This is a genomic window from Arthrobacter alpinus, from assembly GCF_001445575.1.
Classification (GTDB): domain Bacteria; phylum Actinomycetota; class Actinomycetes; order Actinomycetales; family Micrococcaceae; genus Specibacter; species Specibacter alpinus_C.
Window position 1 is genome coordinate 2,954,055 of sequence record NZ_CP013200.1, and the last position, 26,972, is coordinate 2,981,026.

Below are 26,972 nucleotides of genomic sequence, written 5' to 3' on the forward strand. Positions count from 1 at the left end.
GCTACATTTGGTGCTTTTATTCGCCCTTTGTCAACAGTGCCAAGACCGCACTGTCAGGCTGGCGATTGAGCACAGCAACCCTCCCCTGTTCAAACATGGCTAAGACGCGCGGATTGACGTAAGAGTCTTTGGCAATGGTGGGGGTGTTGTGGAGCCACTGTGAAGCGTCGAGAATGGCTGTGGTGACCGCCGTCGGGGATGTTTCCCCGGCGCGCGCGGACCGGGCGAGGGAAAGCGCAGCCGCCACGTTTCCCTGCCATGTGCGGAAGTCCTTGGCAGTGAAGGCGCCTCCGGCGATCTCGCCCAGATACGCATTGACCTCTGAGTCCGAAATTGCCTGCCATGTTTTTCGCCTCCCTGACATCCTGGGGTGGCACAGTGCCGGGGCTTTGCGCGGCGTCGTCGGCACAGTAGTCAGGAAGTCGACCAACAGGCCATCGGTGAAGTGAACATCCCAGTGCCCGGCGGACTTTCCACGGAAGACCAGGTGGATGGTGGTTCCTTCGACGCTCAGGTGCCGCCGCTGCAAAGTTGTGGCGCCGAAGGACCCGTTATCCTCGGCATAGGCGGCACCGCCAACCCGCAGCCCTCCCCTGTCGATAATGCGAACGGCAGCAGCAAGCGCGCTGCGTCGCAGATCTTGACGTTGCTTTAGATCCCTCGTGACGGCCCGGCGCACGGTGGGAAGACTCTGGGCAAAGGCCAAAGACCGAATGAATTTCTCGTTTTCACGCAGTTCACGCCATCGCGAATGATAGATGTACTGAGTGCGCCCGGCAGCATCAATACCTGTCGCCTGAATGTGTGCCTGTGGGCCAGCGGCAATCCACACGCTGGTCCACGCCGGAGGAATAGCCAATGCCGCAATCTGCTCTAACCGAGTATGGGAACGGATTCGCCGTCCGCTCGGTCCCACGTAGCTGAACCCGCGCCCGGCTCTCTTCCGTGTGATCCCGGCTGAGCCAGGTTCCACCCGATGCAACTGCTGCGCCATGGTCCCCCCTTAGAAATTCCTCCCCCTCGAATATTGCCAGCCAAATGCGCCGCGTCAAGGACCCGATGGCACCGAACATACTTCAGAGAATGGAATGGGGCCTGAGTCACGATCAGTGCACCTTCCAAAACCCCGTGACGCCTTACACCCGCATCAGCCCGCAGGACGGAAGCGGAACGCCCACCCTCTAGCTGCCGGCGTGTATGTTTGGGGCCGGCGCGTGACAGCGAATGATCAAATCACGTAGTTCCCTGTTGTACTTCTTGACCGGGCACTGCCCACCCATGAGGCTAATGCCTTTGGTGAAGGCCAGCCCGGTGTTGAATCCGATTCTTCCTTCCTTTGCCCCATTAGTCGCCGAGCCGGGGTCTTCGGGCATGTAAACGCCGACCACCCCGATGTGTCCGGTGGAGCGAACTGACGCCACCAGATTGTCAAGCACCATCTCCGGATGCTCCTTCCCAGTGCTGTCGTGGGCTTGGTAGCCGACGGCCTCAACACCGCAGTCGGCGCCGAACCGGTTGGTGGCCGCCATGACAGCTTCGACGGCGCCGGTCTCGGCGAAGTCGATGGGGTCGCCCCTATTTGGGCGGGCATCAGTCCCACCGGGCCCGCCCCAGTACGGGCCCATCGCCGGGTAACCGTACCCGGCACCTGGTTGGCTGAGGGGTTCGCCCGCTAATAGGCCGAGGTGAAACCGTTATTACAGTTCCTGCACGTGCCGCACGCAAGGTTGAAGTGGACTGACACCCTGTCCCCCATCGAGATCCTCTCAACCCCATTCCCCACGGCTTCCACGATCCCCATGTTCTACTGCCCCAACACCATTCCGGCGTCCACAGATGTCCGGCCCGCGGAGGGGTGGAGGTCCGATCCACAGATATTGGCTGTGGTGACACGGATGATGGCATCAAGCGGCCCCTGGATTGTTGGGTCTTGGACCTCTTCAACTGCCAACTTGTCATCGTCCTTGAAAACAATTGCTTTGGTGATAATTAACCTTCCTTGCCCACCGCGGCGGTCTATGGCTCACCGCCACGACCTTAGTGGTCCGGCACCTACTGCTTAGGCGCGAACCTGTCCCACACCCGGTGGTTTGCTAGCAGCTGGCCGAGGCCCTCTACCACTTCCGCCGGCTATCCGTGCATACTCCTGGCGCTGGAGCATCCACGCCCGCAGCCTCAAGCACGGTGCCTGCACCGCCCCAACCGCCGATGGCCTTGGCATGGCGGAAAGCCTCTTCGGCCAGTACCACCACCCGCGGATCCGGGCCTACTCCTCCGTCATCGGAGGTGGCGAGCACGACGGCGTCGAACTCGACCGAGCGGGCAGTTGCGTACGTCCTTTGGACCGGCTGATCGGTGCCGGCAAGTTTCCCACCGACCGGGGCCACGATCAGGGCCAGCATGCCAGCAGCTGTGATTGCGTCACGGGCCTGCAAAACCTGCTCGGGATCCCTGCCAGCACCGGCGACGATGCCAATGACCCTCCCGGCGACCGGCCAACTTCGTCCTAGTTGGGATACAGCGGGGCTGGGGGCCCGCTCGGTTGGTGGCTCGGTGGCGGCCGGGACGGCCAAGCCCAGTTCCGCCGCGACCAGCTGGCACAGCTCCCCGTCGATATTGGACAGGGCAGCCAGTTGCCGTTCGCGGATGGATTGTTCATAGCATTTGCCAGATTCGATGGCATCTGCACGATCACGGCGGTGGCAGTCAGGATCCATGCCGTTGAGAATTTGGGGCTCCTCCCACACGGGGGAATGCGCACCCTGGGCAGGCTTCCAGCGAAATTTGGTCAGAGACTTCCCCTGATGGTTGATGAGTCGGAAAGTGTGAACCCCGAAGCCCTCCATCATGCGGAAAGAACGAGGTATGCCGCGGTCCGCCATGAACCACAGGGTGTGTGTCTGGGCCTCAGTGTGCAAGGAGACGAAGTCCCAAAAGGTGTCGTGCACGCTTTGCGCCTGCGGAATTTCCCGGCCCGGGTGGGGCTTGGCCGCGTGGACCATGTCGGGGAACTTGCTGGCATCCTGAATAAAGAAGACCGGGATGTTGTTTCCCATCAGATCGAAGGTTCCCTCATCGGTGTAGAACTACACGGTAAAACCGCGGGTGTCCCGGACGGCGTCTGCCGATCCGCGCGAGCCCACCACAGTGGAAAAGCGCACAAACACCGGCGTTTCAACATCCGTGGCAAGGAATCCGGCGCGGGTAAATCCTACCGGTCCCATACGACTGAAAGAACCCGTGGGCACCGGCCCCAGGGCATGGACTACCCGTTCCGGGATTCGCTCATGATCAAAGTGGGTGATCGTTTCACGCAGATGGTGATCCTGCAACAGCGTAGGACCGCGCCGACCGGCTTTGTGAGAATGGTCGGTATCCGTAAGTCTGGCTACCTGGGCCGTGGTGAGGTAGTCCCCTCCCTGGCTTCTGGATCTAGCAGGTTCACCGGTGGGGCTACCTGTTGGCGACACCATTTCGGGTCCATGCTGGTCATGTTTGGACGGCAGCGGCTTGCGTGGCTCCGTCGGCTCTTCGAACGTCGGCGGTTCCGAGGAAGGCGCACTTGGGGTTGGGATGACTAGGAATATTCCTGAGTCCTCCTGCTGCTGTTAACCGCTTTACGGAGAGTGGATGCCCCCAGTGAAGACCGCACCACAGTGGGGCGTCAGAGCCCTTTTCGGGAGGTTCACCTGTCGATCGATATGCTTCGCGGGATCGCTACTTCCCTCGAAGCAATCTCTGGTCCTACCGAACGTCTCAGCCCGCGGCATCCTGCCTGCAGCTCCAGCAGTCAGGAAAGCCGCTTCAAGCAAATGACGGGTTGGAGCTTAGCGCTCTCGGGGTTGCGTGTCAGCAGCTGTCAGTTGGAAGAAGTAGCCGGTCCGCTGGGGGTGGCGCCCCCTTCGTCGGTCCAGTCTTGACCCAAGTTGTCGTTAAGGGCCGGATCTGTGACGACGTCTCCGGCCTCAGAGCCCGAAACGGGTTCCGGGCGATTACTAAAACTTGCAGGGAGATGGCTGCCGACGGTGGCCTTGGCTTTTTCGACCATGCCACCGGCAACATCCTTCAGTTCATTCTCCACATTGGCCACAGCCTCCTGCACCGGGTCGGTGTGCCACAAAGAACTCACTCGTGATTTCAGCGACTCGTAACTTTTTCTTCCGGCCCGTGTACCGAGCACGTAGCCAACGGCTACACCGGCAACGAATCCAAGTTTTCCCTTCATCGAAAGGCTCCCCTTCTATAGTGACGTGCCGGGTTTCTGCCATCCCGGTCAGAACAATCAAGCATTGCTGTTGGAGCGGCCCGCAATAGCGCCATAAAAACCAGCCACTACCAAGCCACCCACGATAGCCAGAATCCAAGAACCGAGGTTCCAGAATCTCATGTCTTCGTTGCCGAGAAGCAAGTCACCGATCCAGCCGATGATTCCTCCTTGGGAAACGTTGCTTGTCTACTGTGGATGATTTTTGTTGCGTCTACTTCTTCTTCTTCTTCTTCGCGGTTGAAGCCGACGTCTTTTCACTCGAGGCAGAGTCGTGACTCAAGTTGCCCTCACTGTTTTCTAAATGTGCCCGCATGAACCACTGAAAAAGTTCCAGCTTCGCAGTTTGGCCGATCAACATATCTTCAGTGATGGGATCAAGCTCACCGGTGGAGGTGATGGCTTCCCTGTGGCTGGAGACGACTCCGTCGTACACAATGTCCAAGGCCGCCAAATGCTCAATGGTCGAGGCACGTCCTATGGAGTAGTCGTTCCAGGAGCGTTCTTCGACCAAAGCTCCGGGTAGCCCGTTCGGGGAGATACCGAGGGTGGCAATGCGTTCGGCCGTTTCATCAATCATGGCCCGAACCAATTCAATTTGAGGATCCAGCATTTCATGGACCCCGATAAAGTCGCGTCCCACCACATTCCAGTGAGCGTGCTTCAGCGTGAGTTGCAGATCGTTCAAGGCGTGCAACCTAGCCTGCAGGATAGTTGCAACCCGGTGCCCGTCCTTCAGTGTCAAGCCAGGAACCGTAAATCTTGCAGTGGAAGTTTTCTTGGAAACCATTGGAACTCCTCTCGAAGCGGTCAATCTTCATCGACCGCCTGTTTTCCACCGTAACGAGTGCACCACCGGATTACCATCCCTCGCGTTGACTCGTAATTAATGCACGGGGTATCTGCCCGCGGAATCATGTCAAGATGCCCGCGGGGTTTTCTGTTGTGTCAGTGGACGCCCGTCGATAGACTTGGAACGGGCCTACGCTGACGCACTCGTCGCGAGAAATGCAAGGAAGTGACTGGAAACAGCGAGCCCAAAGAGTCAGCGGAGCGGGCAGGCAGCGCGAACAGTCCCGAAACCACCAACTCAGAAACAGATCAATACACCGAAGGTGACTATTCTGCAGCCGGGCCAGTAGCTAGAGACCATGAGGCGGAGACCGAATTAGAGTAACCCCCCCTCATAGCTAAGAAAAGAACTAATTTTCGGCCACAGGGTGGGGCGTGGAAATTGCAGTACTGACAGGAGAAACGATGGCTCCGGATACTGACTTGGATGGATTCGTTGAGGGTCTCGACTATCCGATGTTCATCGTCACCGTGGGATCGGAAACGGATTCTGGTCCGTCGTCGCGCTCAGGGTGCCTGGTCGGGTTCGTCACGCAGTGCAGCATCGATCCGCCACGACTCCTAGTGCTAATCTCCAAAAAAAACCACACTTACCTGCTGGCGTCCGGCGCCCAGACTATGGGCGTGCATGTGGTGGGTTCGGGCCAGCGTGGGCTCGCGGAGTTGTTCGGAGGGGAAACCGGGGACGACATCGACAAGTTCGCGGCGTGCAATTGGTTTGCCGAGTCCGGTGGGGTGCCAGTGCTCGCCGACTGTCGGCGACGAATGCTCGCTGACGTGCTTGACCGGGTCGATCTCGGCGACCATGTCGGCTTCGTTCTCACTCCGACAGAAGTCCATAGTGACGCTGATGAGGCCCCTTTGTATTTTTCCCAGATCCGCGGTTTGCAGGCTGGACACCATGCCTGAGGTGCATCCAAGATCTGGGGTATGAGGGAGCTAGGGTGCGTCTCCTAATGGCGGTTTCGGCTTTTTTAGATGATTCTCAAGTGAACTCTCGTTATGCCCTGCTCTCCGATGCGCAGTGGGAACTATTTGCCCGGCTCCCGGCCATGAAGACACTCACGGGATTCGACTACAGCAGTGTCAGATTCGTCGAAGACTACGGCCGAGAATCACTCGAATCCCTAGACTTCATCAACCGGGCCAAGACCTCGTCCTTTACGGTGATGCTGGAACGGGCAAGACCCACATGGCATCCGCCTTGGTGGCTGCCGTCTGCCGCCAGGGCATCCCGGCCAGGTTCTTCACGACCTCTGCCCTGGTGATGATGCGGCTCCGCGCCAAGGACGAAGACCGCCTAGATAAGGAACTAGCCTCTCTGGCCAAAACCAGCTTCTGGCGATCGACGAACTGGGATACCTGCCGATCGCTACCGAGGGCGCCCGGCTGCTGTTCCAGGTCATCGCGAACGGGTATGAAAAACGCAGCCTCATCGTCACCATCAACCTCGAGTTTTCCTGCTGGGGAACCGTGTTAGGCGACGACAACATGGCCGCGGCCATCATCGACCGACTAATGCACCACGGGCGGCTCTTACAGTTCCGCGGCGAGTCCTACAGAGTCAACAACGCCCTCATGAAATAGGCAACAGCTGAAACGGACCAAAAACGAGCCACAGTGGCCTAATTCGTGGCGCTGAAATGGCCTACTTTAACTTGACCAAAAACAACTCTCCACAAGACCCCTGGAAGTCCGTGAACCCTCAGCATGGGCAACCCGAAACAAAGCAAAGGATGGAAATCGAGGAGTCCATAGGACCAGCCTTCTACGACACAGCCTTCAGCCCCGAAGACAGCAACGGAATCCAACAAGGATGGGGCGGGAGAAGCCACTGACATGCCCGGGCCATACACACATTCTGGCCGCTAACCCCAACAGCGTGTCAACACTTAAACACGAAAACCCCCTGTAAACACGGTTCACGACCACCACCGGTCAGCAGCTGTCGGGCACGCACCGCCCGCTACGTCATGCTCGTACACCTACCCAGCGACCACACCGCCGAATCCATTCGTGACAGACTCATCAAAACCATGTCCACCCTGCCAGCACCCCTACGAGGTTCCCTAACCTGGGACCAAGGCGCCGAAATGGCCAAACACAAAGCCTTCAGCCTCGCCACGGAGATGGAGGTCTACTTCTGCGACCCCGCCAGCCCCTGGCAACACGGAACCAACGAGAATACCAGTGGGCCTCCTACGTTCATACTTTCCCAATAGCACCGGCCTGACCAGCTACAGCGCCGAGGTCCTCGAGTACGTCGCGAACGAACTCAACGACCGCCCACGCAAAAGCCTCGGCTGGAGTACACCAGCCAAGCGCCTACGTGATTTACTACTACCGAACTAACCCTCAGTGTTGCAACCACCCCGAGAATTCAAGCTGTCGCTAGCATTTTAGATGAGGCAACAGGTCAAACGTGCTCGACAAACGGAGCGTTCTAGCTTTCAACTTAAGCTGCCGTTGATAACGACTGCCCCGACCATGTCCCACAGATGGACACACAAGTCTTCCACCTCAAAAATAGTGGCGTCGAGGTCTGACCTTCAAGAAGACAGCGCCGACAACGGATCGAGCCGCAATCTAGCGTCCGTGTCTGAGGAGAACGTGACACTAGACGATTGACCCACTCCAAGATCGCACCACCGCAAGTGAAGTCGATCAGCTCAGACTTCAATCAGCGCTTACCAACGCTAGCCGCGCCCCAAATCCTACGCTGTGGGAAACGAGGGGTTTTGGCGGATCTTGCCGGAAAACCAAATGCTGAGGCCCCTGTCAGCAGGGGCCTCAGCATTTGGCTTGCACCAGGGGAATCCCCATAAATGGTCCTAGAGTAACTAGCTCTCGACGGCTTTGCGGTCCTTGGCGATGATGAAGGCAATGGCACTCACAACGCACAGGCCACAGAAGAATACCGCCAACAAGGTCGTTGAGCCGCTCCCTGCTGCCATCAGACCCGTCGCAATCAACGGCGCGAATCCGGCACCCAGCGTCGTGGCCATCTGGTACGACAGGGACAGCCCGGTGTAACGGGTTTTTGTGCTAAACATTTCACCCATCCATGCACCCATCGGGCCATACATGAGTGCCTGGATGAGCGGGTTGCCAATAATAAAACCAAGCAGCATCAGGCCCGTGGAACCGTTTTGAATCAAAGCAAACATGGGCCAGATGCCGATGACGCCAAGGATGGCGCCGGTAATCATGACGGGTCGGCGGCCGATCTTATCGGAGAGCAGTGCCGTGGCCGGGATGGTGAAGATGTGGATAGCGTTGGCAATGGTGAGCATGAGGAGCGCATCTGAGCGCGTGTGACCGGAGGCAACTGCCAGGCTCAGTGCGAAGGTTGCCAAGAGTGACTGCATGAACAAGGGCGCGAGCCCACCAACCACGGACAGTCCCACTTCCTTCGGGTAGCGCCGAAGAACCTGAAGCAGTGGAGCTGCAGTTCGCCCCTCGTTTTTGTTAGCCGCTGCCGCTGCCTGGGCCTTCTCAAAGTCCGGTGATTCCGTTACCTTGGCGCGTAGGAACAGCCCCACAACGAGCAAGACAATGGAGAGCAGGAAAGGCACCCGCCAGCCCCACGCCAGGAAGTCCTCTTCCGGCAGGGCTGCGAAGGCACCAAGCACCAAGGTTGCCAACACGGCTCCCGAGGGACCTCCGGAAACAGCAATTGATGCGCCGAATCCCTTCCGCTTGGGACTGGAGTGTTCCATGGACATGAGGGTCGCCCCTGCCCACTCCCCGCCCATGGCGATTCCCTGAATGACGCGCAGAGTTACCAACGCTATGGGCGCCCAGATACCAATCTGCGCCGCCGTTGGCAACAATCCAACGGCAATTGACACAAAACCCATGATGACCATCGTGATGATGAGCATCTTCTTGCGCCCCAAACGGTCGCCGAAATGACCGAAGATGACTCCACCAATCGGCCGTGCCACATAACCAGCGGCCAGAGTGACAAAGGACAGCGCAATGCCAACCCCATGATCCACGCCGCTGAAGAACAATTGCGGAAAGACGAGAGCTGCGGCCGTGCCATAAAGCAGGAAATCGTACATCTCTAGCGAAGATCCGATGTAGCTAGAGGCCATGGCCAGCTTTGCTCCGGGCCGCTTTGTTTGCTGTGTTGGCGGCTGTGGGACATCGATCTCGTCAATGGGGTAGGTCACTAGAACTCCAAAGTGTGTATTTATCGCACGTCAGCGTACGATATTAGTACAAGCGTGACGCACTTCACGAAGTCCTGTCAAGCGCGAACTGCCCAAGACTTCACTAGGATGGCAAAGTGACAATAGAATCAGCCTCACCCAGCTCCCGAACCGCCGGCTCCCAAACATTGGCCCGTGGCATCCTCGCGCTCAAGACCATAGCCTCGTCCAGAGAAGGGCTGGCCATTCAGGAGGTTGCCGACCAGCTTGGCGTGCACCGCACTATTGCCTACCGGATCTTGAACACGCTCAGCGATGCCGAGCTCATCAGGCGCGGCAGTGATAACAAGTACCGCGGCTCATCGGGATTGTTACTGCTGGCAAATTCGGCGCACTCCGCGTTGCGGGCAGCTGCCATGCCGATCCTGACGAAATTGGCCAGTGAACTTCAGCAAACGGTGTCCCTGATAGTCCAAGAAGGAACAGATGCCGTAGCCCTGGCCGTCGTTGAAGCGCAGAATCAGCATTACCGGATTTCTTTCACCGAAGGCAGTCGCCAGTCGCTCAACCTCGGTGCTGCGGGCCACGCCATCAGCTCCTGCCACCCTCCCCTGGCTAGCGATCCCGAACCGGTAAAAGCGGCTCGCGCCAAGGGATACTCCTCAACGTACGGCGAGGTGGAACCAAATATGTACGGACTCGCCGCACCGGTCATTGGCGACAGCTGGAACATGCCGGCCTGCATTAACGTCATTACAAATCGCCCGGAATTGATTGAATCAGCCATTCCCGCCGTCGTTGCCGCAGCCGCGCTTATCGCAGCTCAACTCGCCTAACCATTTGGCCCGGTTCGCTGCCCGGCAAAACCAACTTCTCCCTTGACATAGATCACACGGCCGTGGTGTGATGTCTGTCATGGGGTGCATTTATAGCATCTAATGGTGCGATATATGCACAATTCAAAGGAGAATCATGACAGAGAGTACATTCACCAGCGTTTGGTCCGATCTGGCGCCGCTTGAGTTCAGCCAGGGGTATATCCGGGCCGAGAAGTACACCACCCGCTACCTGCATACCGGGGACGTGTCCAAGCCGACCCTGATTGCCATGCATGGGATCACCGGCCATGCCGAAGCCTACGTGCGTAACTTTGAAGCCCTGTCGGAACACTTCTCTGTCTGGGCCATTGACTTCATCGGCCACGGCTACAGCTCCAAGCCGGATCAGCCTCTAGAGATCAAGGACTACATCGAACAGTTGCTGGAGTTCATGGCGGCCATCGGTGTTGACAAGGCCTACTTCACGGGAGAATCACTCGGCGGGTGGGTTGGTGCGCAATTCGCCATTGACTATCCCGAAAAGGTGGAGCGCATCCTGCTGAACACCATGGGCGGCACCATGGCGAACCCGGTTGTCATGGAGCGCCTGTACACCTTGTCGATGGAGGCGGCGAAGGACCCTTCATGGGACCGCGTCAAGGCACGCCTGGAGTGGCTCATGGCCGATCCGGCCATGGTCACCGACGACCTCATCAAAACCCGCCAGGCTATCTTTTCCCAGCCTGACTGGCTCAAGGCCTGCATCTCCAACATGGCTCTCCAGGACCCCACTATCCGCCGGCGTAATATGCTCACCGACGAGGCCTTGGGCCAAATCAAGGCTCCGGCATTGGTGTTGTGGACAACCAAGGACCCCTCCGGGCCAGTCGATGAAGGACGCAGGATCGCTTCCCTGATCCCCAATGGTGAGTTGGCCATCATGGAGAACTGCGGCCACTGGCCCCAGTACGAGGACCCGGCGACGTTCAACAAGATCATCCTTGATTTCTTGCTGGACCGCTAAGTAATCCCAGCAACCTTCAATCACTTCAAAGAAGAAGATTATGACGAAACCAGCAATTGATATCGACACCGAGGTTCTCGTTGTCGGGGCAGGGCCGGCCGGGTTGATGCTCGCTAACCTGCTGGGCCTCTATGGCCACGACGTGACTGTCCTGGAGCAGCTGCCCGAGCTCATTGACTACCCGCGCGGAGTGGGTATTGACGATGAGTCACTGCGCACCGTCCAGACTGCCGGACTTTCAGAGACCGTCTTGCCCCACACCACAGCCCAGCACATCATGCGTTTGGTCAATGGTCGCGGCAAGGTCATCATGACCAACGAGCCCAAGGCCGACGAGTTCGGCTGGCCGCGCAAGAGCGGCTTTGTGCAGCCTCTGGTCGATAAAGCCCTCCACGATGGTCTGGAGCGTTTCCACAACGTCTCCATCAAGTTCAACCATCGCGTCATCGACGTGGTGCAGACCCTCGACGACGTCGTCGCAACAGTTGAGTTCGACGACGGCACCGACACCCCCGTGACCAAGCGGGTGAGGGCTCAGTACATTGTGGGCTGTGAAGGTGGGAAGTCCGGAACCCGTAAGCGCATGGGAGTCAGTTTCGAGGGCAAGTCCCCCGCGACCCGCTGGCTTGTGGTCGATGCTGAGAATGATCCCTTGGGCACCCCCAATGTGTTCCTGGGCGCCGATCCTAAGCGCCCTTATGTTTCCATCGGGCTGGCGCACGCCATTCGCCGCTGGGAATTCATGATCTTTGACCACGAAACCGACGAGCAGGTCACGGATAAAGCGTTCATCCACAACCTCCTCAAGGATCACGTGCCGGATCCTTCCTCCCTCGAAATCATCCGCGAACGCGTCTTCACGCACCACGGGCGCATCGCAGGATCCTTCCGCCAGCGCCGCCAAATCATCGCCGGTGACGCTGCACACCTGATGCCCGTCTGGATGGGTCAGGGCTGGAACTCTGCTGTTCGCGATGCCACCAACCTGGCCTGGAAACTCGCCACTGTGCTCCGCGGACACGCCGACGAGACCCTGCTGGACACGTACGACGCCGAGCGCCGCGACCATGCGAAAGCCATGATCGACCTATCCCTGACCTTGGGCGCCGTCATCAAGCCGACCAACCCCTTCGTGGTGGGTGCCCGTGACGGACTGGCAGCTGCCTTGAACCTTGTCCCGTCGGTGAAGTCTTACTTCTCCGAGATGCGCTTTAAGCCCATGCCGCGCTACACCTCTGGTGTGGTGGTGGATCCGACGTCGTTCACGGCCGGGAAGGCGAAAGCGAAACTCTCCAGCAAAATGATTCCGACACTGACGGCCAACAACCGCACCTCCCCTGTCGGCGTGCAGTTTATCCAGCCGCTAGTCGCCACCAAGAATCACGCCAGCATCCGTTTGGATGAGGCCGTGGGCAACTGGTGGACCGTCCTGGCTTGGGGAAACAATCCCCAAGGCATGTTCGACGCCGCCGAGCTCGCCAGGCTCGAAACTCTCGGTGCCACCTTCGTCGCCGTCGTCCCCGAGTCCCAGCGCGCCTGGGCCGAAAAGGAATACCCGGCCAACGTCGTCGTGGTTGGCGATATCACCGGTGGGCTCAAGAAATGGTTCGATGACCGGCCCACTCCTGTCCTCTTCCTGCGCCCGGACCGCTTTGTGGCCGCCGCCGTTTTGGCCCAGGACGCACCCCGTGCCCTGAAGGCCCTGCTCAAAGCACTCTCATTCAACGAAGGAGCCAACGATGCCTCTCGCACTCATTTGCATGTCGCATAGTCCGTTACTGGAACACACCGATCCTCCGGCCGACGTCAAGGCCGCCGTGGAAGAAGCATTCGAGCAGGTTCGTGCGTTTGCCGCGGACTTCAAGCCGGACTTGATCGTGAACTTCGGCCCGGACCACTTCAACGGCTTCTTCTACGACCTCATGCCACCGTTTTGCATCGGCTATGAGGCGCACGGCACCGGCGACTATGATTCCTGGGGCGGCCCCCTGAACGTGCCAACCGACATCGCCATGGAACTGGCTGAATACGTCATCGCCAATGACATTGAAACCGCCATCTCACGCAAAATGGAAGTCGACCACGGCGCCGTCCAGCCGATGGAGATCATCTACGGTGATCTGAGCCAGGTTCCTGTCATCCCCATCTTCATCAACTCGGTGGCCCCACCCTTCTCCAAGATGAGCCGGATCCGCGAGTTCGGCACCGCCGTGGGGAACTTCTTCAAAGACAGCGACAAGAAGATCTTGTTCATCGGTTCCGGTGGGCTCTCCCACGATCCGCCCGTACCGCAGATCGCCACAGCCACCGAGGAGCAGCGCAAGTTCCTCACGGATGGCCGCCACCCCACCCCCGAGGCGCGTGCCGCACGTCAACAGCGCACCATCGACACCGCCAAGGCCTTTGCCCGCGGCGAGGCGAACATCATGGACCTCAACCCGGAATGGGACCGCAAGTTCCTTGAGGTATGCAAATCCGGTGACGTGGCACAGTTCGATGCCTACATCCCGGCAGAAATGGCCGCCGAAGCCGGAAACTCCTCTCACGAGGTCCGCACTTGGGTGGCAGCCTACTCGGCCCTTCGCGCCGGTGGCGAATACAAGGTCACCTACGAGTTCTACAAGCCCATCAAGGAATACATTGCCGGCTTCGGCGTCACCACCGCGGTGTTGCTCCCATGAACGCCGCAACAGAAAGCGAAACAACCACCATGACCGTGGGCAGCCCCGTCGAATCCACGCGCAACGAGCAGCTACACCAGCTGGCGCAGGAACTCCTGAGCGCCACTGAGTCACTCGTCCCGGTGGCGCCTTTGCGGGATCGCCTTGAGGACATGTCCCTCGAGGACGCTTATGTCATCCAGACTCTCCAGTTGGACAAACACGTGGCCGATGGGCGCGTGCTGGCCGGACGTAAGGTCGGCTTGACCTCGCTAGCCATGCAGCAACAGCTCGGTGTGGACTCCCCTGACTTCGGTTTCTTCTTCACCGACATGGTTCATCACGACGGCGATTCCATCCCGGCATCGTCCTTTATCTCCCCCAAGGTGGAGCCGGAGTTCGGCTTCGTGCTCAAGGAAACTCTGCAGGGCCCGGGTGTCACCCTGGAGCAGGCCACCGCCGCCATCGGCGAGGTCTACGCAGCCATCGAGATCATCGACTCACGCATCAGCGACTGGGACATCAAACTCGTGGACACCGTGGCGGACAATGCCTCCTGTGGTGCCATCGTCATCGGAACCACCCCGCTCGCCGTAGACCCGGCAGCACTTAATGAGGTGTCCTGTGCGTTGACCATCGACGGGACCACCCTTGGCACAGGCACCGGAGCTGACGTCATGGGCAACCCCGTGGCACCCCTGGCCTGGCTCGCCAACGTCCTCGGCGAGCAGGGCGTCGCCCTGGTAGCTGGCCAGCTCATCCTTCCCGGCTCCTTTACCAAGGCCGAACCCGTCACCGCAGGCAGCCGTGCAACAGCCGACTTCGGCTCCCTGGGCAGCCTGACCATCAACTTCACCAAGTAAGGAACCCTCATGTCAGAGACAAAAGCACCAAAACGGACAGCCGCCATCGTCGGCTCGGGCAACATCGGCACCGATCTGATGTTCAAGATCATGCGCCGCAGCGAACACCTTGAAGTCAAATACATGATCGGTGTTGACCCTGCTTCCGACGGACTCGCCCGAGCCGCACGACTAGGCATCACCACGTCCGCCGGTGGCGTGGACTGGCTCCTGGCCCAAGACGAACTGCCCGACTTCGTCTTTGAGTGCACCTCCGCGAAAGCCCACGCCATCAACGCTCCCCGGTACAAGGCCGCTGGCATCCACGCGATCGACCTGACCCCGGCCGCCGTCGGCCCGTACCTCTGCCCCGTGGTCAACCTCGACTCCCTCGAGGACGTACTGAACGTCAACATGATCACCTGCGCCGGACAGGCAACCACCCCCATCGTGGCCGCGGTATCCTCCGTGGTCCCGGTGGACTACGCGGAAATCGTCGCCTCCATCGCCTCCAAATCCGCAGGCCCGGGCACCCGTGCCAACGTGGACGAGTTCACCGAAACCACAGCCAAAGCCCTTGAAGTGGTCGGTGGGGCCAAGCGCGGCAAAGCTATCATCATCATCAACCCGGTCGAGCCGCCCATGATCATGCGCAACACTGTTTACTGCGCGATCCCGGCCGACGCCGCCGAACCCGGTGAGCTGCAGGATAAGATCCGTGCCTCTATCGATCAGGCCGTGGCCAGCATTCAGGACTACGTCCCCGGCTACGCTCTGCGTGTTGAACCACAATTCGACAGCGCCCGTGAAGACTGGGACGGCAACGGCCGCGTCGGCATCTGGATCCAAGTCCGAGGAGCTGCCGACTACCTGCCCGAATACGCCGGCAACCTCGACATCATCACGGCCGCCGCCACCCGCACCGCCGATCTGCTGGCCGAACGCATGAACGCCACTGCCACCGCTGAAGGAGCACACGCATGAACACCACCCCAGAATTCAGTGTCCGCCTGACTGACACCACCTTGCGCGACGGCTCCCACGCCATGAGCCACAAATTCACCGAAGCCCACGTGCGTTCCATCGTCCGCGCCCTGGATGATGCGAAGGTTGAGGTCATCGAGGTCACCCACGGTGACGGGCTCGGCGGCTCCTCCTTTAACTACGGATTCTCCCTCACCCCGGAACTGGACCTGGTCAAGGCCGCCGTCGACGAAGCCAAAAACGCTAAGATCGCTGTGCTCATGCTCCCGGGGCTTGGCACCATTCACGACCTGAACCAGGCCCATGAGGCCGGCGCCTCCATGGCCCGCATCGCAACCCACTGCACCGAGGCCGACGTCTCCATTCAGCACTTCCAGCACGCCCGTAAGCTCGGCATGGAAACCGTTGGCTTCCTCATGCTCTCCCACCGCACCACCCCGGAAAACCTCGCCAAACAGGCCCGCATCATGGCCGACGCTGGCTGCCAGTGCGTGTACGTCGTTGACTCCGCTGGCGCACTGATCCTCGAGGACGTCTCCGACCGGGTCGAAGCGTTGGTCAGCGAGCTCGGCACCGACGCACAGGTCGGCTTCCACGGCCACCAAAACATGAGCTTCGGCGTCGCAAACTCCGTGTTCGCCGCCCGAGCTGGCGCAAAGCAAATCGACGGAACCTTGATGGCCCTCGGCGCCGGAGCCGGAAACTCCCCCACCGAAGTCCTCGCAGCGTCCTTCGACCGCCTCGGCATCCACACCGGCGTCGACGTTCAGGCAGTCATGGCAGCCGCCGAAGACATCGTCAAACCCATCATCACCCGCATGCCCATCATGGACCGCGCCTCCATCATGCAAGGCTACGCAGGCGTCTACTCCTCCTTCCTCATCCACGCCGAACGCGCCGCTGAACGCTACGGCGTCCCGGCCTACCGGATCCTGGAAGAAATCGGCAAGGCAGGATACGTCGGCGGACAAGAAGACATGATCGTCGACGTCGCCGTCACCCTCGCCGCAGCAAACAAAGCCGCCTAACACGCACCACTTCACAACACGGGCCCGTTCAACTACCCCCTCCGGGATAGTTGGACGGGCCTCACGTGTCCCTAAAGGATCACCGCTGTAATCAGCCGAGCGGAATACCCGAACAATAACGGCCACTGTGTGAAGGGGGAAGCTCTCACCCGAGACTCTCAGAAAGGCGTCGCGAGAGCGGGGCCAACACGATCCTGACACAACGTCTCTAACAGCCTGGCGAAAACAAGTCATTCCGGCAGCTGGCACAATTGCTACTCCACCCGCTCTACTCCCTCTCGAAAAGGTCCCCAGCACTGTCGGCGGCAAGAAGTATTTGCAGCACGCAGTAGCCTGATATCAAACCGGTCTCCTGAGTAGTAGATGATGTAGTCAATCCACCCGACTGTCGTGAAAACACTCTGCAGCGAACGACCAGATTAGAGCACTTTTTCCTGGACGCATTCCTTATGGATGTCTAAGACAGCCGCCACGAACAACAGCGCCACCGCAGGCAATGACTGACATTAGATACTATTTCCGGCAACTGATCAAACAACCTAGTTCCGGCCATGAGGAATAGGCTCCAAATGACGATGAAGAAGGTACTACAGGGAATATGGCCCCGAGCCAACCAGAAAAGAGCCGTCAATAACAAACCGCTAAATCAGCGTGGGAAATCATGCCGCTTAACAAGACCTCGGCAAAGGATCCACGCCGGTCAGCACTTGCCAACGTCGTGTCAACACTTAAACACGAAAACCCCCTGTAAACAGGGGGTTAAGCGTGCCCAAGGTGGGATTCGAAAGTGATTTAGATCCGTGTATACAAAGGGAACTCGCAAGCCACCTTGACGGAATGGCCCAGTACGACGCAGTCCGGGCCAGCCCGACAGGAAAAGTGTTGACACTTTCAACAGGTTCAACGGCACACCGAATTCAGTCTTCGCTTGCCCTGCACTTGCCACCATGATCTGCGAGGAGATTTACCTCGGGGCCGCCGGTTTACACGGTTCAACGACACCTTGGCAGGTACTCATCCATCGTCAATCACCGAGACGTTCAGAACATCGCACATCGATTTCACTTAAATTCCGTCGAATATCCTGAAAACGGCCATAGCCACCATCGGACGGGAAGGCGGAACCAAAAGGTTCAGCATGGTCGGCTATCCCCCTCGGTTTTGTGTCGGCATCCCCTCAATTGGATCCCAAACCTGCGGCACAGACAGACCGTTGGCTCAACTTGAAACAATGGCCTCTGATCCTTGGCGAAGCTCATGGCCTTACAACCGGCGGGTGGCCATGGATGCCATACCGGCCGGCGGCTGCCGTGGACACGGCAGTCGTTACCAGGGCGCCGAGGACGAGGGCCGCCGCTTCTCCAGGTTCCAGCAAACCCTGCTGTAGGCCGATGGTGGCCGCGTGCACCGGGACCCCCAGCGGCAAGGCCGCCAACAGCCCCAGAGAGAGTTCCTGCCCCAGCAGCCGTATGGAGGCACGCACGGCCAAAGCGTCCAAACCCAAAACAAGTCCAAGAACGATCTTCCCCGGATGTTCACCCAATGCCTGCAACTGCAAGGTGGCACCGAGCCAGACAAAGAACAGGGCCCCAGGAAGCCCTCGGTAATGGCGAACAGCTGCCGGGCCAGCCAGCGGGGCTCCCCCACGTCGGCAACGGCCAGACCCAAGGAGAAACCGGCCAGCATGCTGGACACATGACCCCAAACAGCCAACCCGGCAAGGGCAAACAGGACCGCCAGCTGCAGCCGCAGCTTCACGGCGAACTTCCGCTTCTCAGACACCCTGTGGAGTCGCTGCTGGGCGCCCCGGCGATCGCCCTCCCTCAAAACTGCGTAGACGGCGGCGGCACCCGTCAACACGGCCGCCGCACCGAACGCAGCCGGACCTTCCGCAGACGGGTCCATGGCCAACGGCAGCGCGACTATGGCCAGGGTCTCGGCCAGGGTCTCGGCCATGGCCACCTAGGCCGTTGTGGTCAACATGCCCGGGCCGCGGAGGTCCAGGGACGTGACCATGGGCAGCACAATTACCGCCGAGGACGAGGCCATCAAGACAGAGCAGAGAGGCGCCTGTCCTGTACCAAATAGTGCAGCAACACCTATTCCTGCAACGGCCGCTTGCCGGCATGCTGCCTTGGTCAGGGAGGCCCGTAGCGAGGCCTCGCGCAGTGGCACGTAGCTACTGGCAACGAACATAACCAGGGCAAAACCAACGTCGGCAAGAAACGCAAACGCCGGTTCAGACGGGTCGACCAGCTTCAATCCGGAGCGGCCAACGAGAATCCCGGCCAGCAGGTCAACCGGACTTCTGCCTGTTAAGATCCAGCACAACCCCGTCCTTGATTCTTGCCAAGACCTGGCTGCAGTCCAATTGGACCAGCATGTCTGGAATGACCTCGCACCAGTACCGAGGTGCAGCCACCATTGGCTGTGGCCGCCCACGCAGGAAATAGGGAACCACGGTGGTTTTCCCGGGCCAGTTTTGACTCCAGTCGATGAACACCTTTCCGCAGCGCAGGGACCTGTCCATGCGACTGACCGCCAGATCCGGATGCCGATGTTCGATGGCCTAGGCCAGCTCCTGCGCAAGGGTGGCAGCCTCGTCCGAGGTCCTTCGCCCGTCAAGCGGAGCATAGAGGTGCATGCCCTTGCTTCCGATCGTATCCGGCACGCAGTCGAGTCCATGCTGGGCCAGGAAGTCCCGTGCAATGAGTGAGACGGCGGCACATTCAGTCAGGCCCGCACCCTCGCCAAGGTCCAGGTCAAGCAACACACGGTCCGGATGCCACGGCTCACCGTCGTTTGCAACAAATATCCATTGCGGGACGTGAATCTCCAGGGCGGCAATCTGTGCCAACCACGCCAACGTCCGTTCATAGGTGACGAGCGGATACATGTTGCCATAGTCCTTGTGATGCATTGTGCGGCGCAGAACCCATGAAGGAGTCGCTGCAAGAGATTCTTCTGGAAGAGGCTCTTACCCGGTTTGGATTCCGTCCCCACCCCGTCCACCCCGCGCTTCCACATTGCTGGTCGGTTCCTGACCCACGGAATCAGGAATGGTGCCACCTGCTTGCAGTAGCGCGCCACAGCCGCCTTCGTGTTGCCGGTGTCCGGGTACAGCACCTTGTCCGGGTTGGTGATTCTGACCGCCGCGCCGTCCACGGGCATGTCCAGCCCGCCCGGCACCTGTTCCTCATTGGTCATGCGCTGGTCCGTCGGCTTCCTTTCCTGTGTTCACAACCAACACGGGACAGTGTGCATGGGCCACGCAGGCCTGGCTGACAGAACCGAGCAGGAGCCCGGCGAAGCCCCCGTATCCCCTGCGTCCGACAACAAGCATGTCCGAGCCGGCGCTCATTTCTATGAGTTTCTGTCGCGGCTGTCCATGGACCAAGGTCGTCGACATATTTGCCGGCAGTGGCATGCCGAAAGTGCTGGTGACGGTGTCCTGCAGAAGTTGCCTGGTACCTTCTTCGAGTTCCACTGAGCCCAAGGCATAGGGAACCACCAAGGACGTGGGAGCGTTCCAACATGCAACCACATCAAGCCACCATCCAGTTGCATTGGCCATGCGTGCAGCTTCCTTGAGCGCCGCAATAGACCCGGAGGACCCATCAACTCCGACAACAATTTTACCCATTTCCTGATTTGCGCTCACTGTATGTGCCTTTCTTCGACGCCATGGCCATCTGTCGTCCATGCTGCTGTGCCATGGCTCCTATGTATAGGGTCCAACGGCACCATTCCTTTTCCGGGCCCGTAGCCGGGCCAAGCATTCGGGGCCTTTGGCTCTGTGGCCCGCCCCAGTCCGGGAATACTCTGGCTGGCATAACGTCACGCTTGGTATTGCAACCGTCCTGGTTGTTTGGCACACAACCAGGCCCACAAAGTAGAACCTGTAGCAGGGAGTGGCCAAGCACTTTGAACGATACGCGGAAGTCGCGGAAATTCTGATCCGGCACGGATTCGGCTCGATCGCCCCGTTGCTCGGGCTTGGGCAGGTGCATCTGGGCCCTCCGCTGCTCAGGGTTGGCACACGGGCCACTCAAGAGCAGCTGGTTGTGACGTTGGAGGAACTTGGCCCCACATTCATCAAGCTCGGCCAGCTACTCTCAACACGCCCGGACGTTCTTCCCCCGGCAGCACATTGCCGCACTGGCACGACTTCAGGACGATGTTCCTCCCCTGGTGCCGGAACAGGTCCGAACCATCATCGAACAGGAATTTGGGGGCTTCCCCGACGTTGCTTTCGCCACCTTTATGGACGCCCCTCTCGCCAGCGCCTCCATCGGCCAAGCCCACGCGGCAACCTTGGACGACGGCACCTCGGTCGTCGTGAAGGTACGCAGTCCCGGCGTCGTTGCCCCGGTGCAGGAGGATCTGGAAATACTGCAGAACTTGGCCCACCAGGCCAGCCGCAACTGGGCTGCCCAGGCCGACTACAACGTGGAGGCCATAGTGTCCACGTTTGCGGCAACGCTGCGTGCCGAACGGGACTACCTTGTGGAGGGACGGAATGCGAAGCGGTTCGCCCAGAATTTTGCCCATGACACCGGCGTTCACATTCCAAAAATTTACTGGTCAACCACCACGTCCAGGGCCTTGACGATGGAAAGCATCTACGGCCAGAGGATTGATGACGCGCAGGTGACCGGCCTGCCCGTGGTTGACAGGGACCGGCTGACCACCACGGCGGCCAAGGCAGCAGCCCAGAAGATCTTCGAGGACGGCTTCTTTCATGCCGACCCGCATCCCGGGAACCTATTTGTGGAGGCCACTGGCCGGATTGGGCTGATCGACTTTGGCATGGTGGGAGAACTGGATGAACAACTTCAAAAGCGGCTCGGCAAACTCCTACTTGCCTTCAGCCGCAACAACCCCGAACGAATCAGTCACGCACTGCTGGGACTCTCGGTCAACTGGTGTGCCTCCGACTGTGGGGGCCTCCGGCAGGACATGGCGGATTTTATGCAGCAATACCGGGGTCGGCGACTGGGCGAGATCCGGCTTGCGCCGCTGATCGTCGAAATGGTGACCATCCTGCGCACCCACCACATCCAACTACTCAGCGGAATTGCCCTGCTGACGAAAATGGTCACCATGACCGAAGGCAACGGGGTGGGCCTCCACCCTGGCTTCAACCTCGGCGAAGTGCTCAAACCCTACGCCCGGCCGGCTGGCTCTTGAACAAAGCAGCCCACAAAAGCTGCTGGACTGCTCAAGCAACTGGGCCTGGACGCTGCCGCCTTTGGTACAGACATTCCGGAAAGGCTGGATCGCATGTTGCAGTAACTCGACGACGGCGTCGAAGTGCATCTTCGTGCCGAGGAACTCGCTCCACTTGTTGCCAGGGCCGAACGCATTGGCAACCGGCTGGTGGCCGGCCTGATTTTCGCGGCCTTCATTCTGGGCATCGGCGAACTGACGGCCGCGGACCGTCGGCATCTGCAAACCTGGCAGAACAACCTGTTGGCCACCGGTGTCGGGGCCTTGGGCGCCATGGGCGGGTACTTGGCCTGGACGTCCCGTCCCGGGCTACGCATCCGCCGCTAATATCTGTCCGGCTCGCCGCCAAGCACAAACCTTCGGCCGGCCACACTAGCTGGAGTGATCTCGATGTAGGTCCATTTCCGTGTCTTGGTCCAGGATTCAAGGTGGAGCAGATCGGCGGCGTCAATCTCCGTCTGGGACTCCACCACCCTGACAGTTCCCTTGACTACCACGCTCCACGCTTCCCCGTCACCGACCTCGTCGCTTTCCAACGCCACCAAGGCATTGATTGCCATCTCGGCGAGCTTGGTGCCTGGATTTGTCCTAATCCAAATCTTGTCTGCGGTAGCGACGAAATTCAGCGGGAAAATGTCTGGCTGGTTGGCGACGCAGACGGCCAACCTGCCAAACCGGCTGCCCTGCAGCAACCCCCATGATTCGTTCCCTGACAACACAACCCCGGGCTCTTCGTCACTGTTCATGATCCGATCATCATCCCGTTCCATGCCGTTTGGGTAGGGCCCAAGGACCGTGTTTGCCCGCCGCGTCCCCGCCTGGGGAGAGACTACTGCAGAAGCTCTCCACCCGGCCAGATATCCTTCCCCCCGACTTCCTAGTTGCTCTTTCGCAGCTTCAGGATGGGGTGGAGCCGGTCCCCACCGATGTCATCTTTGCCCTCGTGGAGCAAGAACTGGGCGCCTCCCCCAACGCTGTGTTCATAGTGTTCGACGGCGCACCGTTGGTCAGCACTTCCCTCGGCGAGGCCCATGCCCCAACCCTGTGGGACGGCACTGATGTGGTGGTGAAGGTGCGCCGTCGTGGACACGTTCGCCACAACCCTTCGTGCCGAACTGGACGACCTCTGTGAGGGCAGAAACGCTGAAAGGCTCGCCCACCAGTCAGCCCTGCCACGGCCAAAATGATCATGGAAGACGGGTTCTTTCATGCCGACCCACACCTAGGGAACCTGTTTGTTGAACCTTCAGGGCGCATCGCGCTGATTGACTTCGGCATGGTCGGTGAGGTCCGCGAGGAACTCCCGGACCAGTTGAGCAGGTTTCTCCTCGCGTTGACCCGTACCGGACCGTCCGGGCACTTCTGGAGCTCACCGTGAACCAGCCCACCACCAACCGTGAGACGCTCAGGCAGGATGCCTCACGCTTTATGGCCCGTTATCAGGGACCGAGCCTGGGTGAACTCCGCCTCACCCGCTCGTCGGCGAATTGCTTGCAATCCTGCGCACCCACCACCTGCAATTGCCCAACGAAGTTTCCATAATCGCTAAAATGATGGTCATGATGGAAAGCTTGGGCATGCGCCTCAACCCAGAGTTCAATCTGGGCGTCGTGATGAAACCCAGGCGAAAAAGCTCGCATTGCGGCGGTTGAACCCGGGCAAACTTGCCTCCAGGATCAATTGGTAGGGCCTCGATGCGGCGGACTTCGGCAGCGCACTGCCCGAGAGGTTGGAACGTGTTATTGAGCAGATCGATGACGGTCTGGAGATGCGCGTCCAGGTCGAAGACCTGCTGCCTCTCGTGGCCCGGGCGGAGCGCATCGGCAACCGCATAGTGGCCGGGCTGATTCTCGCAGCATTCATCCGCGGAATCGGGGACCTGACCTCATCCGACCAGAAATGGCTGCAGTCCTGGCAAAACAAGCTGCTGGCTGGCGGGACTGGAGCCATGGGCAGTTACCTCGTCTGGACATCCCGGCCCAACGTTGCAGCTCCAAGGCCTTGGCTGTCCCGATTACTCAAATCAGGCCATCGGCGCCCACCGGCATGACCGGCGCTGCCCCACACGTGTGGAATAGTCGACGATTGCACAAATATTTCATCGCAAGTGTCAACGCTTCAGGACTTTAGACCATGGTCACAGGCCCTCTCAGGGGCAACCATTGGAAGTACCACAGCGACCCTGCTGCTCTCTAGTGTCGAATCATCAAAGGACGACATCATGGCTCTTTCAGAACGTGAATCCCGGATTCTGCTGGCCGTTGAGAAGGAACTGGCTGCCAGTGACCCTCATTTATCGAAGACGTTTGACATCTTGGCAAGCAGTGGACCAGCTATTCGCCATTTGCTGTGGGGCACCGCAGTCCTGGCGGTTGGCATCGGCGCACTTGTGTATGCCATTGCGGTCCATTCGGCACTGATTGGTGCAGCTGCGTTCATGGCCATGACGGAGGGGCCCATCTGGCCTTGCCACGGCCACGACTGTTCAGGACGATTCGACTGTACAGAGCCAGACAACTTGATTCCCATAACATTCCGGATGAATAGCAGGGCGGCGCGAGGCTTGTGCGCCTTCCACAGGATGCTGGGCAATGAGCCGAACAAAGGCCTGGCAAGGTCATACTCGGCAGTGGGGCCCACGGACGCAAGTCACGGACAATTGATAACAAGGTGGCACAAGAAATGAATGGAACGCAAACAACTGCAAGGCCCGGCCCAGAACCTGCCATCCGCGTCTTCATTTGGACGACCACGAGCTGGTCAGGTTGGGCCTGAAGGAGTTACTGGAGGGTCAAGGATTAGCCGTGGTTGGCACCTCCGGTTCCGCAGCGGAAGCCGTGCGTCTGATACCGGCGCTTCATCCGGATGTTTCCATACTTGACGGGCGCCTTCCTGACGGGACCGGAATTGAAGTTTGCCGGGATGTCCGGGCTGTGGACCCATCCTTGAAATGCCTGATCCTGACAAGCTACGACGACGAGCAGGCCCTCCGCGGGGCAGTGCTGGCCGGTGCTGCAGCGTACGTCTTGAAGCAGGTCGGCGGCACCGACCTCCTCAACACCATCAAACGCACCGCGGCAGGCGAGTCGCTTTTGACGCGGCCCTCAAACAGAGGATCATTGATGGCCTGAGTGAACCGGCCCCTCTGGATCCTCGCGTGGCGATCCTGACTGCACAGGAACGCAAGGTTCTTGCTCTCATTGGACAGGGCATGACCAACCGGCAGATCGGCCAGGAACTGTTCCTGGCCGAGAAGACGGTCAAGAACTATGTGTCCTCATTGCTCGCCAAATTGGGTTTTGAAAGGCGCACTCAAGCCGCCGTGTACATCACCCGGAAGTAGGGTCAACTGTGGCATTGGCTGGCATCGGTGCCAATTTGCCGTCCTGCCCGTCGGCGGGCTGTTTGCCGTCCATCGGCACCGACCACAGGAACCTGGTCCCCCGAGCCCCATTACTGTCCAGCTGAAAAGTGCCGTTGAAAGTCAGCGCCCGGACTTCCATGTTGGCCAATCCGCTGGTGCCCTGAAGAACACCAACTCCGCACCCGTCGTCGCTGACGGAAACGTTGACCGATTGCCCATCAACGGAGACCGCAACATCAATTTCATCCGCCTGCGCGTGCCTGACGGCATTGCTGACACCCTCCGTCACAACCGCCAACACCTGCTCCCCCAGTTCTACCGTCACCTTGGAGTCAATGGGGCCTGACAGGATGATCCGTGGTGCATAGGGCAGGGATCTGGAGATCTTGCTGATGGTGTTCAGTATCCGGCTGCTCAAAAGATCGGCATCGGTGGCAGAGGCCCTCAGGGAGTAGATAGTGTCACGAAGTTCCTTGATGGTTGTGTCGAGTTCATCAGTAATTGCACGGATCCGCGCGAGGCCCGCCGATTCGTCAACGAACCGGGCCAGCCCCTGAATGTTCAATCCTGCGGCAAAAAGCCTCTGTATGACCACATCGTGAAGATCCTGGGCAATCCGGTCACGGTCTGCAAACAACACGAGTTGTTCACGGATGCGATGGGTCTTGGCCAGCTCCAGCGCCAGTGCCGACTGGGTGCAGTAAACCGCCACCATGTCAGTTGCCAATGCGGAAAATACCGGCTCCCCATTCGCCCTGATCAGCACGATCATGCCTTGTCCGGCCGCATGAGTGCCAAGCCGGGCCAGCAGGGCTGGTCCTGACAGTCCCCGGGTTGCCGGCCCCAGCAGCAGGGACGCCTCCTCATAAGCCAAGGGCCTGCCTGACTTGAGGACACCGCTGATGCCCTCTCCGTTCAAATCCAGGAGCTGCCTCACCCACGTCGACGCGTCCGTCCCGGCGGCAGCCAACACTTCAACCTGGCCCGCTTCATTTGGCTGGCCGACGATCAGGGCCACAGCTGATTCGGAGGCCTTGAGAGCGGTTTGGGCAACCCAGTTTCGGTTGTCCTCCTCGTCATCAGATTTGGGGCCCATCATGCGGACGGCAATAGTTCTTCCCGCCTCCAGCCAGCGACTTCGCAGTTGGGCATCATCAAATAGCTTGGCGTTTTCTATCGCAAACCCTGCCGCAACCGCCAACGCAATGGCGAGCTCCTCGTCGTCGAGCGTGAACAAGCCGCCGCCATGTCTTTCGGTTAGGTACAGGTTCCCGAAGACCGAATCACGGATGCGAATGGGCACCCCAGAAAAGTGCGCATGGCCGGGTGGTTTTTGGGGAACCCATACGACGCCGGATGGTCGCGAATGTTGGGCAGACGCAGTGGCCGCGGATCGCTGATCAGAAGCCCCAGCACGCCATGTCCAGTGGGCAGGTGGCCGATCAGCTTTGCAGCATCCGGTTCAAGGCCTTCGGTGATGAAATGGCTGAGTCCGCCGTTCTCGCCGATGACACCCAACGCCCCATACCCGGCATCAACCAATGTGCAGGCGGCCTGAACAACATGGCGGAGGACTGCCTCCAGGCTAGGGTCTTCAGCAATGACCGCGACTGCGGCGAGCAAACCTTGCATCCTGTCACCGGAGGGCGGCCTCGGCTGCTCTGTCGACGAAGCCGATGACGACCCGTCGCCGTGCTGCGGGTGATTCATAGTGCGTCTCCTCCACATGTCCCAAGCCCGGCCGGCCTGT

Annotated in this window: 29 protein-coding genes and 5 pseudogenes; 18 read left to right on the forward strand and 16 right to left on the reverse strand. The window is 59.6% G+C overall.

The genetic code is table 11. The features are described 5' to 3' along the window. Nucleotides 1-16 precede the first annotated feature (16 nt). The 8 genes and pseudogenes from AS189_RS13120 to AS189_RS13145 form a co-directional block, all read right to left on the reverse strand. Nucleotides 17-994 carry a DNA topoisomerase IB gene (locus AS189_RS13120; RefSeq protein ID WP_062289739.1) on the reverse strand — a complete coding sequence of 326 codons (978 nt, stop codon included), beginning with the start codon at nucleotides 992-994 and terminating at the stop codon, nucleotides 17-19. Nucleotides 995-1,181: 187 nt separating this feature from the next. After that, the gene (locus AS189_RS20520) at nucleotides 1,182-1,625 is read right to left on the reverse strand and encodes a hypothetical protein (protein ID WP_062289742.1); all 444 of its coding nucleotides are present in this window, start codon (nucleotides 1,623-1,625) and stop codon (nucleotides 1,182-1,184) included. A 47-nt stretch (nucleotides 1,626-1,672) separates the two neighbouring features. Beyond that, nucleotides 1,673-1,801, reverse strand: coding sequence for an alcohol dehydrogenase catalytic domain-containing protein (locus AS189_RS21290; protein WP_202814097.1), 129 nt, complete (start codon nucleotides 1,799-1,801; stop codon nucleotides 1,673-1,675). Between the two features lie 3 nt (nucleotides 1,802-1,804). Then, complete coding sequence (locus tag AS189_RS20530; RefSeq protein WP_202814098.1) at nucleotides 1,805-1,951, reverse strand: alcohol dehydrogenase catalytic domain-containing protein; 147 nt, start codon at nucleotides 1,949-1,951, stop codon at nucleotides 1,805-1,807. A gap of 163 nt (nucleotides 1,952-2,114) precedes the next feature. Beyond that, a complete protein-coding gene (locus AS189_RS21135) occupies nucleotides 2,115-2,717 on the reverse strand; it encodes a hypothetical protein (protein WP_337589227.1) in 603 nt (200 codons plus the stop codon). A 3-nt stretch (nucleotides 2,718-2,720) separates the two neighbouring features. Continuing rightward, nucleotides 2,721-3,473: pseudogene (locus tag AS189_RS21140) on the reverse strand (catalase); the annotation flags it as partial. Nucleotides 3,474-3,859: 386 nt separating this feature from the next. Further along, nucleotides 3,860-4,225 (reverse strand): YtxH domain-containing protein, encoded by a 366-nt coding sequence (locus AS189_RS13140; RefSeq protein WP_062289750.1) that lies wholly within the window; start codon nucleotides 4,223-4,225, stop codon nucleotides 3,860-3,862. Nucleotides 4,226-4,478: 253 nt separating this feature from the next. Beyond that, complete coding sequence (locus AS189_RS13145) at nucleotides 4,479-5,054, reverse strand: Dps family protein (protein ID WP_062289752.1); 576 nt, start codon at nucleotides 5,052-5,054, stop codon at nucleotides 4,479-4,481. Nucleotides 5,055-5,491: 437 nt separating this feature from the next. Between AS189_RS13145 and AS189_RS13150 the strand changes: the two genes are divergently transcribed. The 4 genes and pseudogenes from AS189_RS13150 to AS189_RS20825 all read left to right on the forward strand — a co-directional run. Then, nucleotides 5,492-6,025, forward strand: a complete 534-nt coding sequence (locus AS189_RS13150) for a flavin reductase family protein (RefSeq protein WP_129587274.1) — start codon at nucleotides 5,492-5,494, stop codon at nucleotides 6,023-6,025. 80 nt (nucleotides 6,026-6,105) lie between these two features. Further along, entirely contained in the window at nucleotides 6,106-6,384 is a 279-nt protein-coding gene (locus AS189_RS21025; protein ID WP_272946727.1) for a hypothetical protein, read from the forward strand. Beyond that, a pseudogene (locus AS189_RS21295) lies at nucleotides 6,309-6,703 on the forward strand (ATP-binding protein). The gene AS189_RS21025 and the pseudogene AS189_RS21295 overlap by 76 nt, the downstream one beginning before the upstream one ends. A 368-nt stretch (nucleotides 6,704-7,071) precedes the next feature. Then, nucleotides 7,072-7,468: pseudogene (locus AS189_RS20825) on the forward strand (IS30 family transposase); the annotation flags it as partial. A gap of 488 nt (nucleotides 7,469-7,956) precedes the next feature. Here the strand turns inward: AS189_RS20825 and AS189_RS13155 are convergent. Then, the gene (locus tag AS189_RS13155) at nucleotides 7,957-9,294 is read right to left on the reverse strand and encodes an MFS transporter (RefSeq protein WP_062289757.1); all 1,338 of its coding nucleotides are present in this window, start codon (nucleotides 9,292-9,294) and stop codon (nucleotides 7,957-7,959) included. Nucleotides 9,295-9,410: 116 nt separating this feature from the next. On the opposite strand from AS189_RS13155, the gene AS189_RS13160 reads away from it, so the two are divergent. The 7 genes from AS189_RS13160 to dmpG all read left to right on the forward strand — a co-directional run bounded on the left by AS189_RS13160 (nucleotide 9,411) and on the right by dmpG (nucleotide 16,629). After that, nucleotides 9,411-10,109 (forward strand): IclR family transcriptional regulator, encoded by a 699-nt coding sequence (locus AS189_RS13160; RefSeq protein ID WP_202814100.1) that lies wholly within the window; start codon nucleotides 9,411-9,413, stop codon nucleotides 10,107-10,109. A 136-nt stretch (nucleotides 10,110-10,245) separates the two neighbouring features. Beyond that, complete coding sequence (locus AS189_RS13165) at nucleotides 10,246-11,115, forward strand: alpha/beta fold hydrolase (RefSeq protein WP_062289759.1); 870 nt, start codon at nucleotides 10,246-10,248, stop codon at nucleotides 11,113-11,115. Between the two features lie 40 nt (nucleotides 11,116-11,155). After that, on the forward strand, nucleotides 11,156-12,886 hold the full coding sequence (locus AS189_RS13170; protein ID WP_062289762.1) for a bifunctional 3-(3-hydroxy-phenyl)propionate/3-hydroxycinnamic acid hydroxylase: 1,731 nt from the start codon (nucleotides 11,156-11,158) through the stop codon (nucleotides 12,884-12,886). After that, nucleotides 12,855-13,796 (forward strand): 3-carboxyethylcatechol 2,3-dioxygenase, encoded by a 942-nt coding sequence (locus tag AS189_RS13175; RefSeq protein ID WP_062289765.1) that lies wholly within the window; start codon nucleotides 12,855-12,857, stop codon nucleotides 13,794-13,796. Before AS189_RS13170 ends, AS189_RS13175 begins: the two co-directional genes overlap by 32 nt. Beyond that, complete coding sequence (locus tag AS189_RS13180; protein WP_237759847.1) at nucleotides 13,793-14,638, forward strand: 2-keto-4-pentenoate hydratase; 846 nt, start codon at nucleotides 13,793-13,795, stop codon at nucleotides 14,636-14,638. Before AS189_RS13175 ends, AS189_RS13180 begins: the two co-directional genes overlap by 4 nt. Nucleotides 14,639-14,647: 9 nt before the next feature. Further along, the gene (locus AS189_RS13185) at nucleotides 14,648-15,601 is read left to right on the forward strand and encodes an acetaldehyde dehydrogenase (acetylating) (protein ID WP_062289768.1); all 954 of its coding nucleotides are present in this window, start codon (nucleotides 14,648-14,650) and stop codon (nucleotides 15,599-15,601) included. Further along, complete coding sequence (gene dmpG / locus AS189_RS13190) at nucleotides 15,598-16,629, forward strand: 4-hydroxy-2-oxovalerate aldolase (protein WP_062289773.1); 1,032 nt, start codon at nucleotides 15,598-15,600, stop codon at nucleotides 16,627-16,629. Before AS189_RS13185 ends, dmpG begins: the two co-directional genes overlap by 4 nt. 1,255 nt (nucleotides 16,630-17,884) lie before the next feature. Here dmpG and AS189_RS20005 read toward each other — a convergent pair. The 4 genes and pseudogenes from AS189_RS20005 to AS189_RS13210 form a co-directional block, all read right to left on the reverse strand. Continuing rightward, a complete protein-coding gene (locus tag AS189_RS20005) occupies nucleotides 17,885-18,187 on the reverse strand; it encodes a hypothetical protein (RefSeq protein WP_129587275.1) in 303 nt (100 codons plus the stop codon). 404 nt (nucleotides 18,188-18,591) lie between these two features. Further along, entirely contained in the window at nucleotides 18,592-18,960 is a 369-nt protein-coding gene (locus tag AS189_RS20010) for a cation:proton antiporter (protein WP_062289778.1), read from the reverse strand. Continuing rightward, nucleotides 18,926-19,836 (reverse strand): annotated as a pseudogene (locus AS189_RS21145) (hypothetical protein). The gene AS189_RS20010 and the pseudogene AS189_RS21145 overlap by 35 nt, the downstream one beginning before the upstream one ends. Beyond that, complete coding sequence (locus AS189_RS13210) at nucleotides 19,826-20,290, reverse strand: universal stress protein (protein ID WP_237759848.1); 465 nt, start codon at nucleotides 20,288-20,290, stop codon at nucleotides 19,826-19,828. Before AS189_RS13210 ends, AS189_RS21145 begins: the two are co-directional and overlap by 11 nt. 419 nt (nucleotides 20,291-20,709) lie before the next feature. On the opposite strand from AS189_RS13210, the gene AS189_RS13215 reads away from it, so the two are divergent. Further along, nucleotides 20,710-21,819 carry an ABC1 kinase family protein gene (locus AS189_RS13215; RefSeq protein WP_062289785.1) on the forward strand — a complete coding sequence of 370 codons (1,110 nt, stop codon included), beginning with the start codon at nucleotides 20,710-20,712 and terminating at the stop codon, nucleotides 21,817-21,819. A gap of 123 nt (nucleotides 21,820-21,942) precedes the next feature. Further along, nucleotides 21,943-22,185 (forward strand): hypothetical protein, encoded by a 243-nt coding sequence (locus tag AS189_RS13220; protein WP_062289788.1) that lies wholly within the window; start codon nucleotides 21,943-21,945, stop codon nucleotides 22,183-22,185. Here the strand turns inward: AS189_RS13220 and AS189_RS13225 are convergent. After that, nucleotides 22,182-22,628: a pyridoxamine 5'-phosphate oxidase family protein gene (locus tag AS189_RS13225; protein WP_237759849.1), complete on the reverse strand. Its 447-nt coding sequence runs from the start codon at nucleotides 22,626-22,628 to the stop codon at nucleotides 22,182-22,184. The two genes, AS189_RS13220 and AS189_RS13225, sit on opposite strands and share 4 nt — an antisense overlap. Nucleotides 22,629-22,657: 29 nt before the next feature. Between AS189_RS13225 and AS189_RS19530 the strand changes: the two genes are divergently transcribed. The 5 genes and pseudogenes from AS189_RS19530 to AS189_RS13250 all read left to right on the forward strand — a co-directional run bounded on the left by AS189_RS19530 (nucleotide 22,658) and on the right by AS189_RS13250 (nucleotide 25,201). Then, nucleotides 22,658-22,990 carry an AarF/UbiB family protein gene (locus tag AS189_RS19530; RefSeq protein WP_160320838.1) on the forward strand — a complete coding sequence of 111 codons (333 nt, stop codon included), beginning with the start codon at nucleotides 22,658-22,660 and terminating at the stop codon, nucleotides 22,988-22,990. Between the two features lie 51 nt (nucleotides 22,991-23,041). Beyond that, nucleotides 23,042-23,236, forward strand: a complete 195-nt coding sequence (locus AS189_RS21300) for an AarF/UbiB family protein (protein ID WP_062289798.1) — start codon at nucleotides 23,042-23,044, stop codon at nucleotides 23,234-23,236. Between the two features lie 351 nt (nucleotides 23,237-23,587). Next, nucleotides 23,588-23,908: a hypothetical protein gene (locus AS189_RS13240; protein ID WP_129587276.1), complete on the forward strand. Its 321-nt coding sequence runs from the start codon at nucleotides 23,588-23,590 to the stop codon at nucleotides 23,906-23,908. A 171-nt stretch (nucleotides 23,909-24,079) separates the two neighbouring features. Then, complete coding sequence (locus AS189_RS21305; protein WP_062289804.1) at nucleotides 24,080-24,544, forward strand: DUF3040 domain-containing protein; 465 nt, start codon at nucleotides 24,080-24,082, stop codon at nucleotides 24,542-24,544. Between the two features lie 55 nt (nucleotides 24,545-24,599). Beyond that, a pseudogene (locus AS189_RS13250) lies at nucleotides 24,600-25,201 on the forward strand (response regulator). Here the strand turns inward: AS189_RS13250 and AS189_RS13255 are convergent. Then, a complete protein-coding gene (locus tag AS189_RS13255; RefSeq protein ID WP_062289807.1) occupies nucleotides 25,188-26,459 on the reverse strand; it encodes a sensor histidine kinase in 1,272 nt (423 codons plus the stop codon). The pseudogene AS189_RS13250 and the gene AS189_RS13255 sit on opposite strands and share 14 nt — an antisense overlap. 20 nt (nucleotides 26,460-26,479) lie before the next feature. After that, complete coding sequence (locus AS189_RS13260; RefSeq protein WP_160320839.1) at nucleotides 26,480-26,932, reverse strand: GAF domain-containing protein; 453 nt, start codon at nucleotides 26,930-26,932, stop codon at nucleotides 26,480-26,482. Between the last annotated feature and the right edge of the window lie 40 nt (nucleotides 26,933-26,972).

Excerpts from the sequence above, each read along its gene's own strand:
- dmpG (WP_062289773.1), top strand. The coding sequence starts at position 15,598 with ATGAACACCACCCCAGAATTCAGTGTCCGCCTGACTGACACCACCTTG.
- AS189_RS13165 (WP_062289759.1), top strand. The coding sequence starts at position 10,246 with ATGACAGAGAGTACATTCACCAGCGTTTGGTCCGATCTGGCGCCGCTT.
- AS189_RS13175 (WP_062289765.1), top strand. The coding sequence starts at position 12,855 with ATGCCTCTCGCACTCATTTGCATGTCGCATAGTCCGTTACTGGAACAC.
- AS189_RS13120 (WP_062289739.1), bottom strand. The coding sequence starts at position 994 with ATGGCGCAGCAGTTGCATCGGGTGGAACCTGGCTCAGCCGGGATCACA.
- AS189_RS13145 (WP_062289752.1), bottom strand. The coding sequence starts at position 5,054 with ATGGTTTCCAAGAAAACTTCCACTGCAAGATTTACGGTTCCTGGCTTG.
- AS189_RS13260 (WP_160320839.1), bottom strand. The coding sequence starts at position 26,932 with ATGAATCACCCGCAGCACGGCGACGGGTCGTCATCGGCTTCGTCGACA.
- AS189_RS20520 (WP_062289742.1), bottom strand. The coding sequence starts at position 1,625 with ATGGGCCCGTACTGGGGCGGGCCCGGTGGGACTGATGCCCGCCCAAAT.
- AS189_RS21305 (WP_062289804.1), top strand. The coding sequence starts at position 24,080 with ATGGCTCTTTCAGAACGTGAATCCCGGATTCTGCTGGCCGTTGAGAAG.
- AS189_RS21290 (WP_202814097.1), bottom strand. The coding sequence starts at position 1,801 with ATGGGGATCGTGGAAGCCGTGGGGAATGGGGTTGAGAGGATCTCGATG.
- AS189_RS21300 (WP_062289798.1), top strand. The coding sequence starts at position 23,042 with ATGATCATGGAAGACGGGTTCTTTCATGCCGACCCACACCTAGGGAAC.
- AS189_RS13185 (WP_062289768.1), top strand. The coding sequence starts at position 14,648 with ATGTCAGAGACAAAAGCACCAAAACGGACAGCCGCCATCGTCGGCTCG.
- AS189_RS13225 (WP_237759849.1), bottom strand. The coding sequence starts at position 22,628 with ATGGAACGGGATGATGATCGGATCATGAACAGTGACGAAGAGCCCGGG.
- AS189_RS13140 (WP_062289750.1), bottom strand. The coding sequence starts at position 4,225 with ATGAAGGGAAAACTTGGATTCGTTGCCGGTGTAGCCGTTGGCTACGTG.
- AS189_RS13170 (WP_062289762.1), top strand. The coding sequence starts at position 11,156 with ATGACGAAACCAGCAATTGATATCGACACCGAGGTTCTCGTTGTCGGG.
- AS189_RS13180 (WP_237759847.1), top strand. The coding sequence starts at position 13,793 with ATGAACGCCGCAACAGAAAGCGAAACAACCACCATGACCGTGGGCAGC.
- AS189_RS21135 (WP_337589227.1), bottom strand. The coding sequence starts at position 2,717 with ATGGATCCTGACTGCCACCGCCGTGATCGTGCAGATGCCATCGAATCT.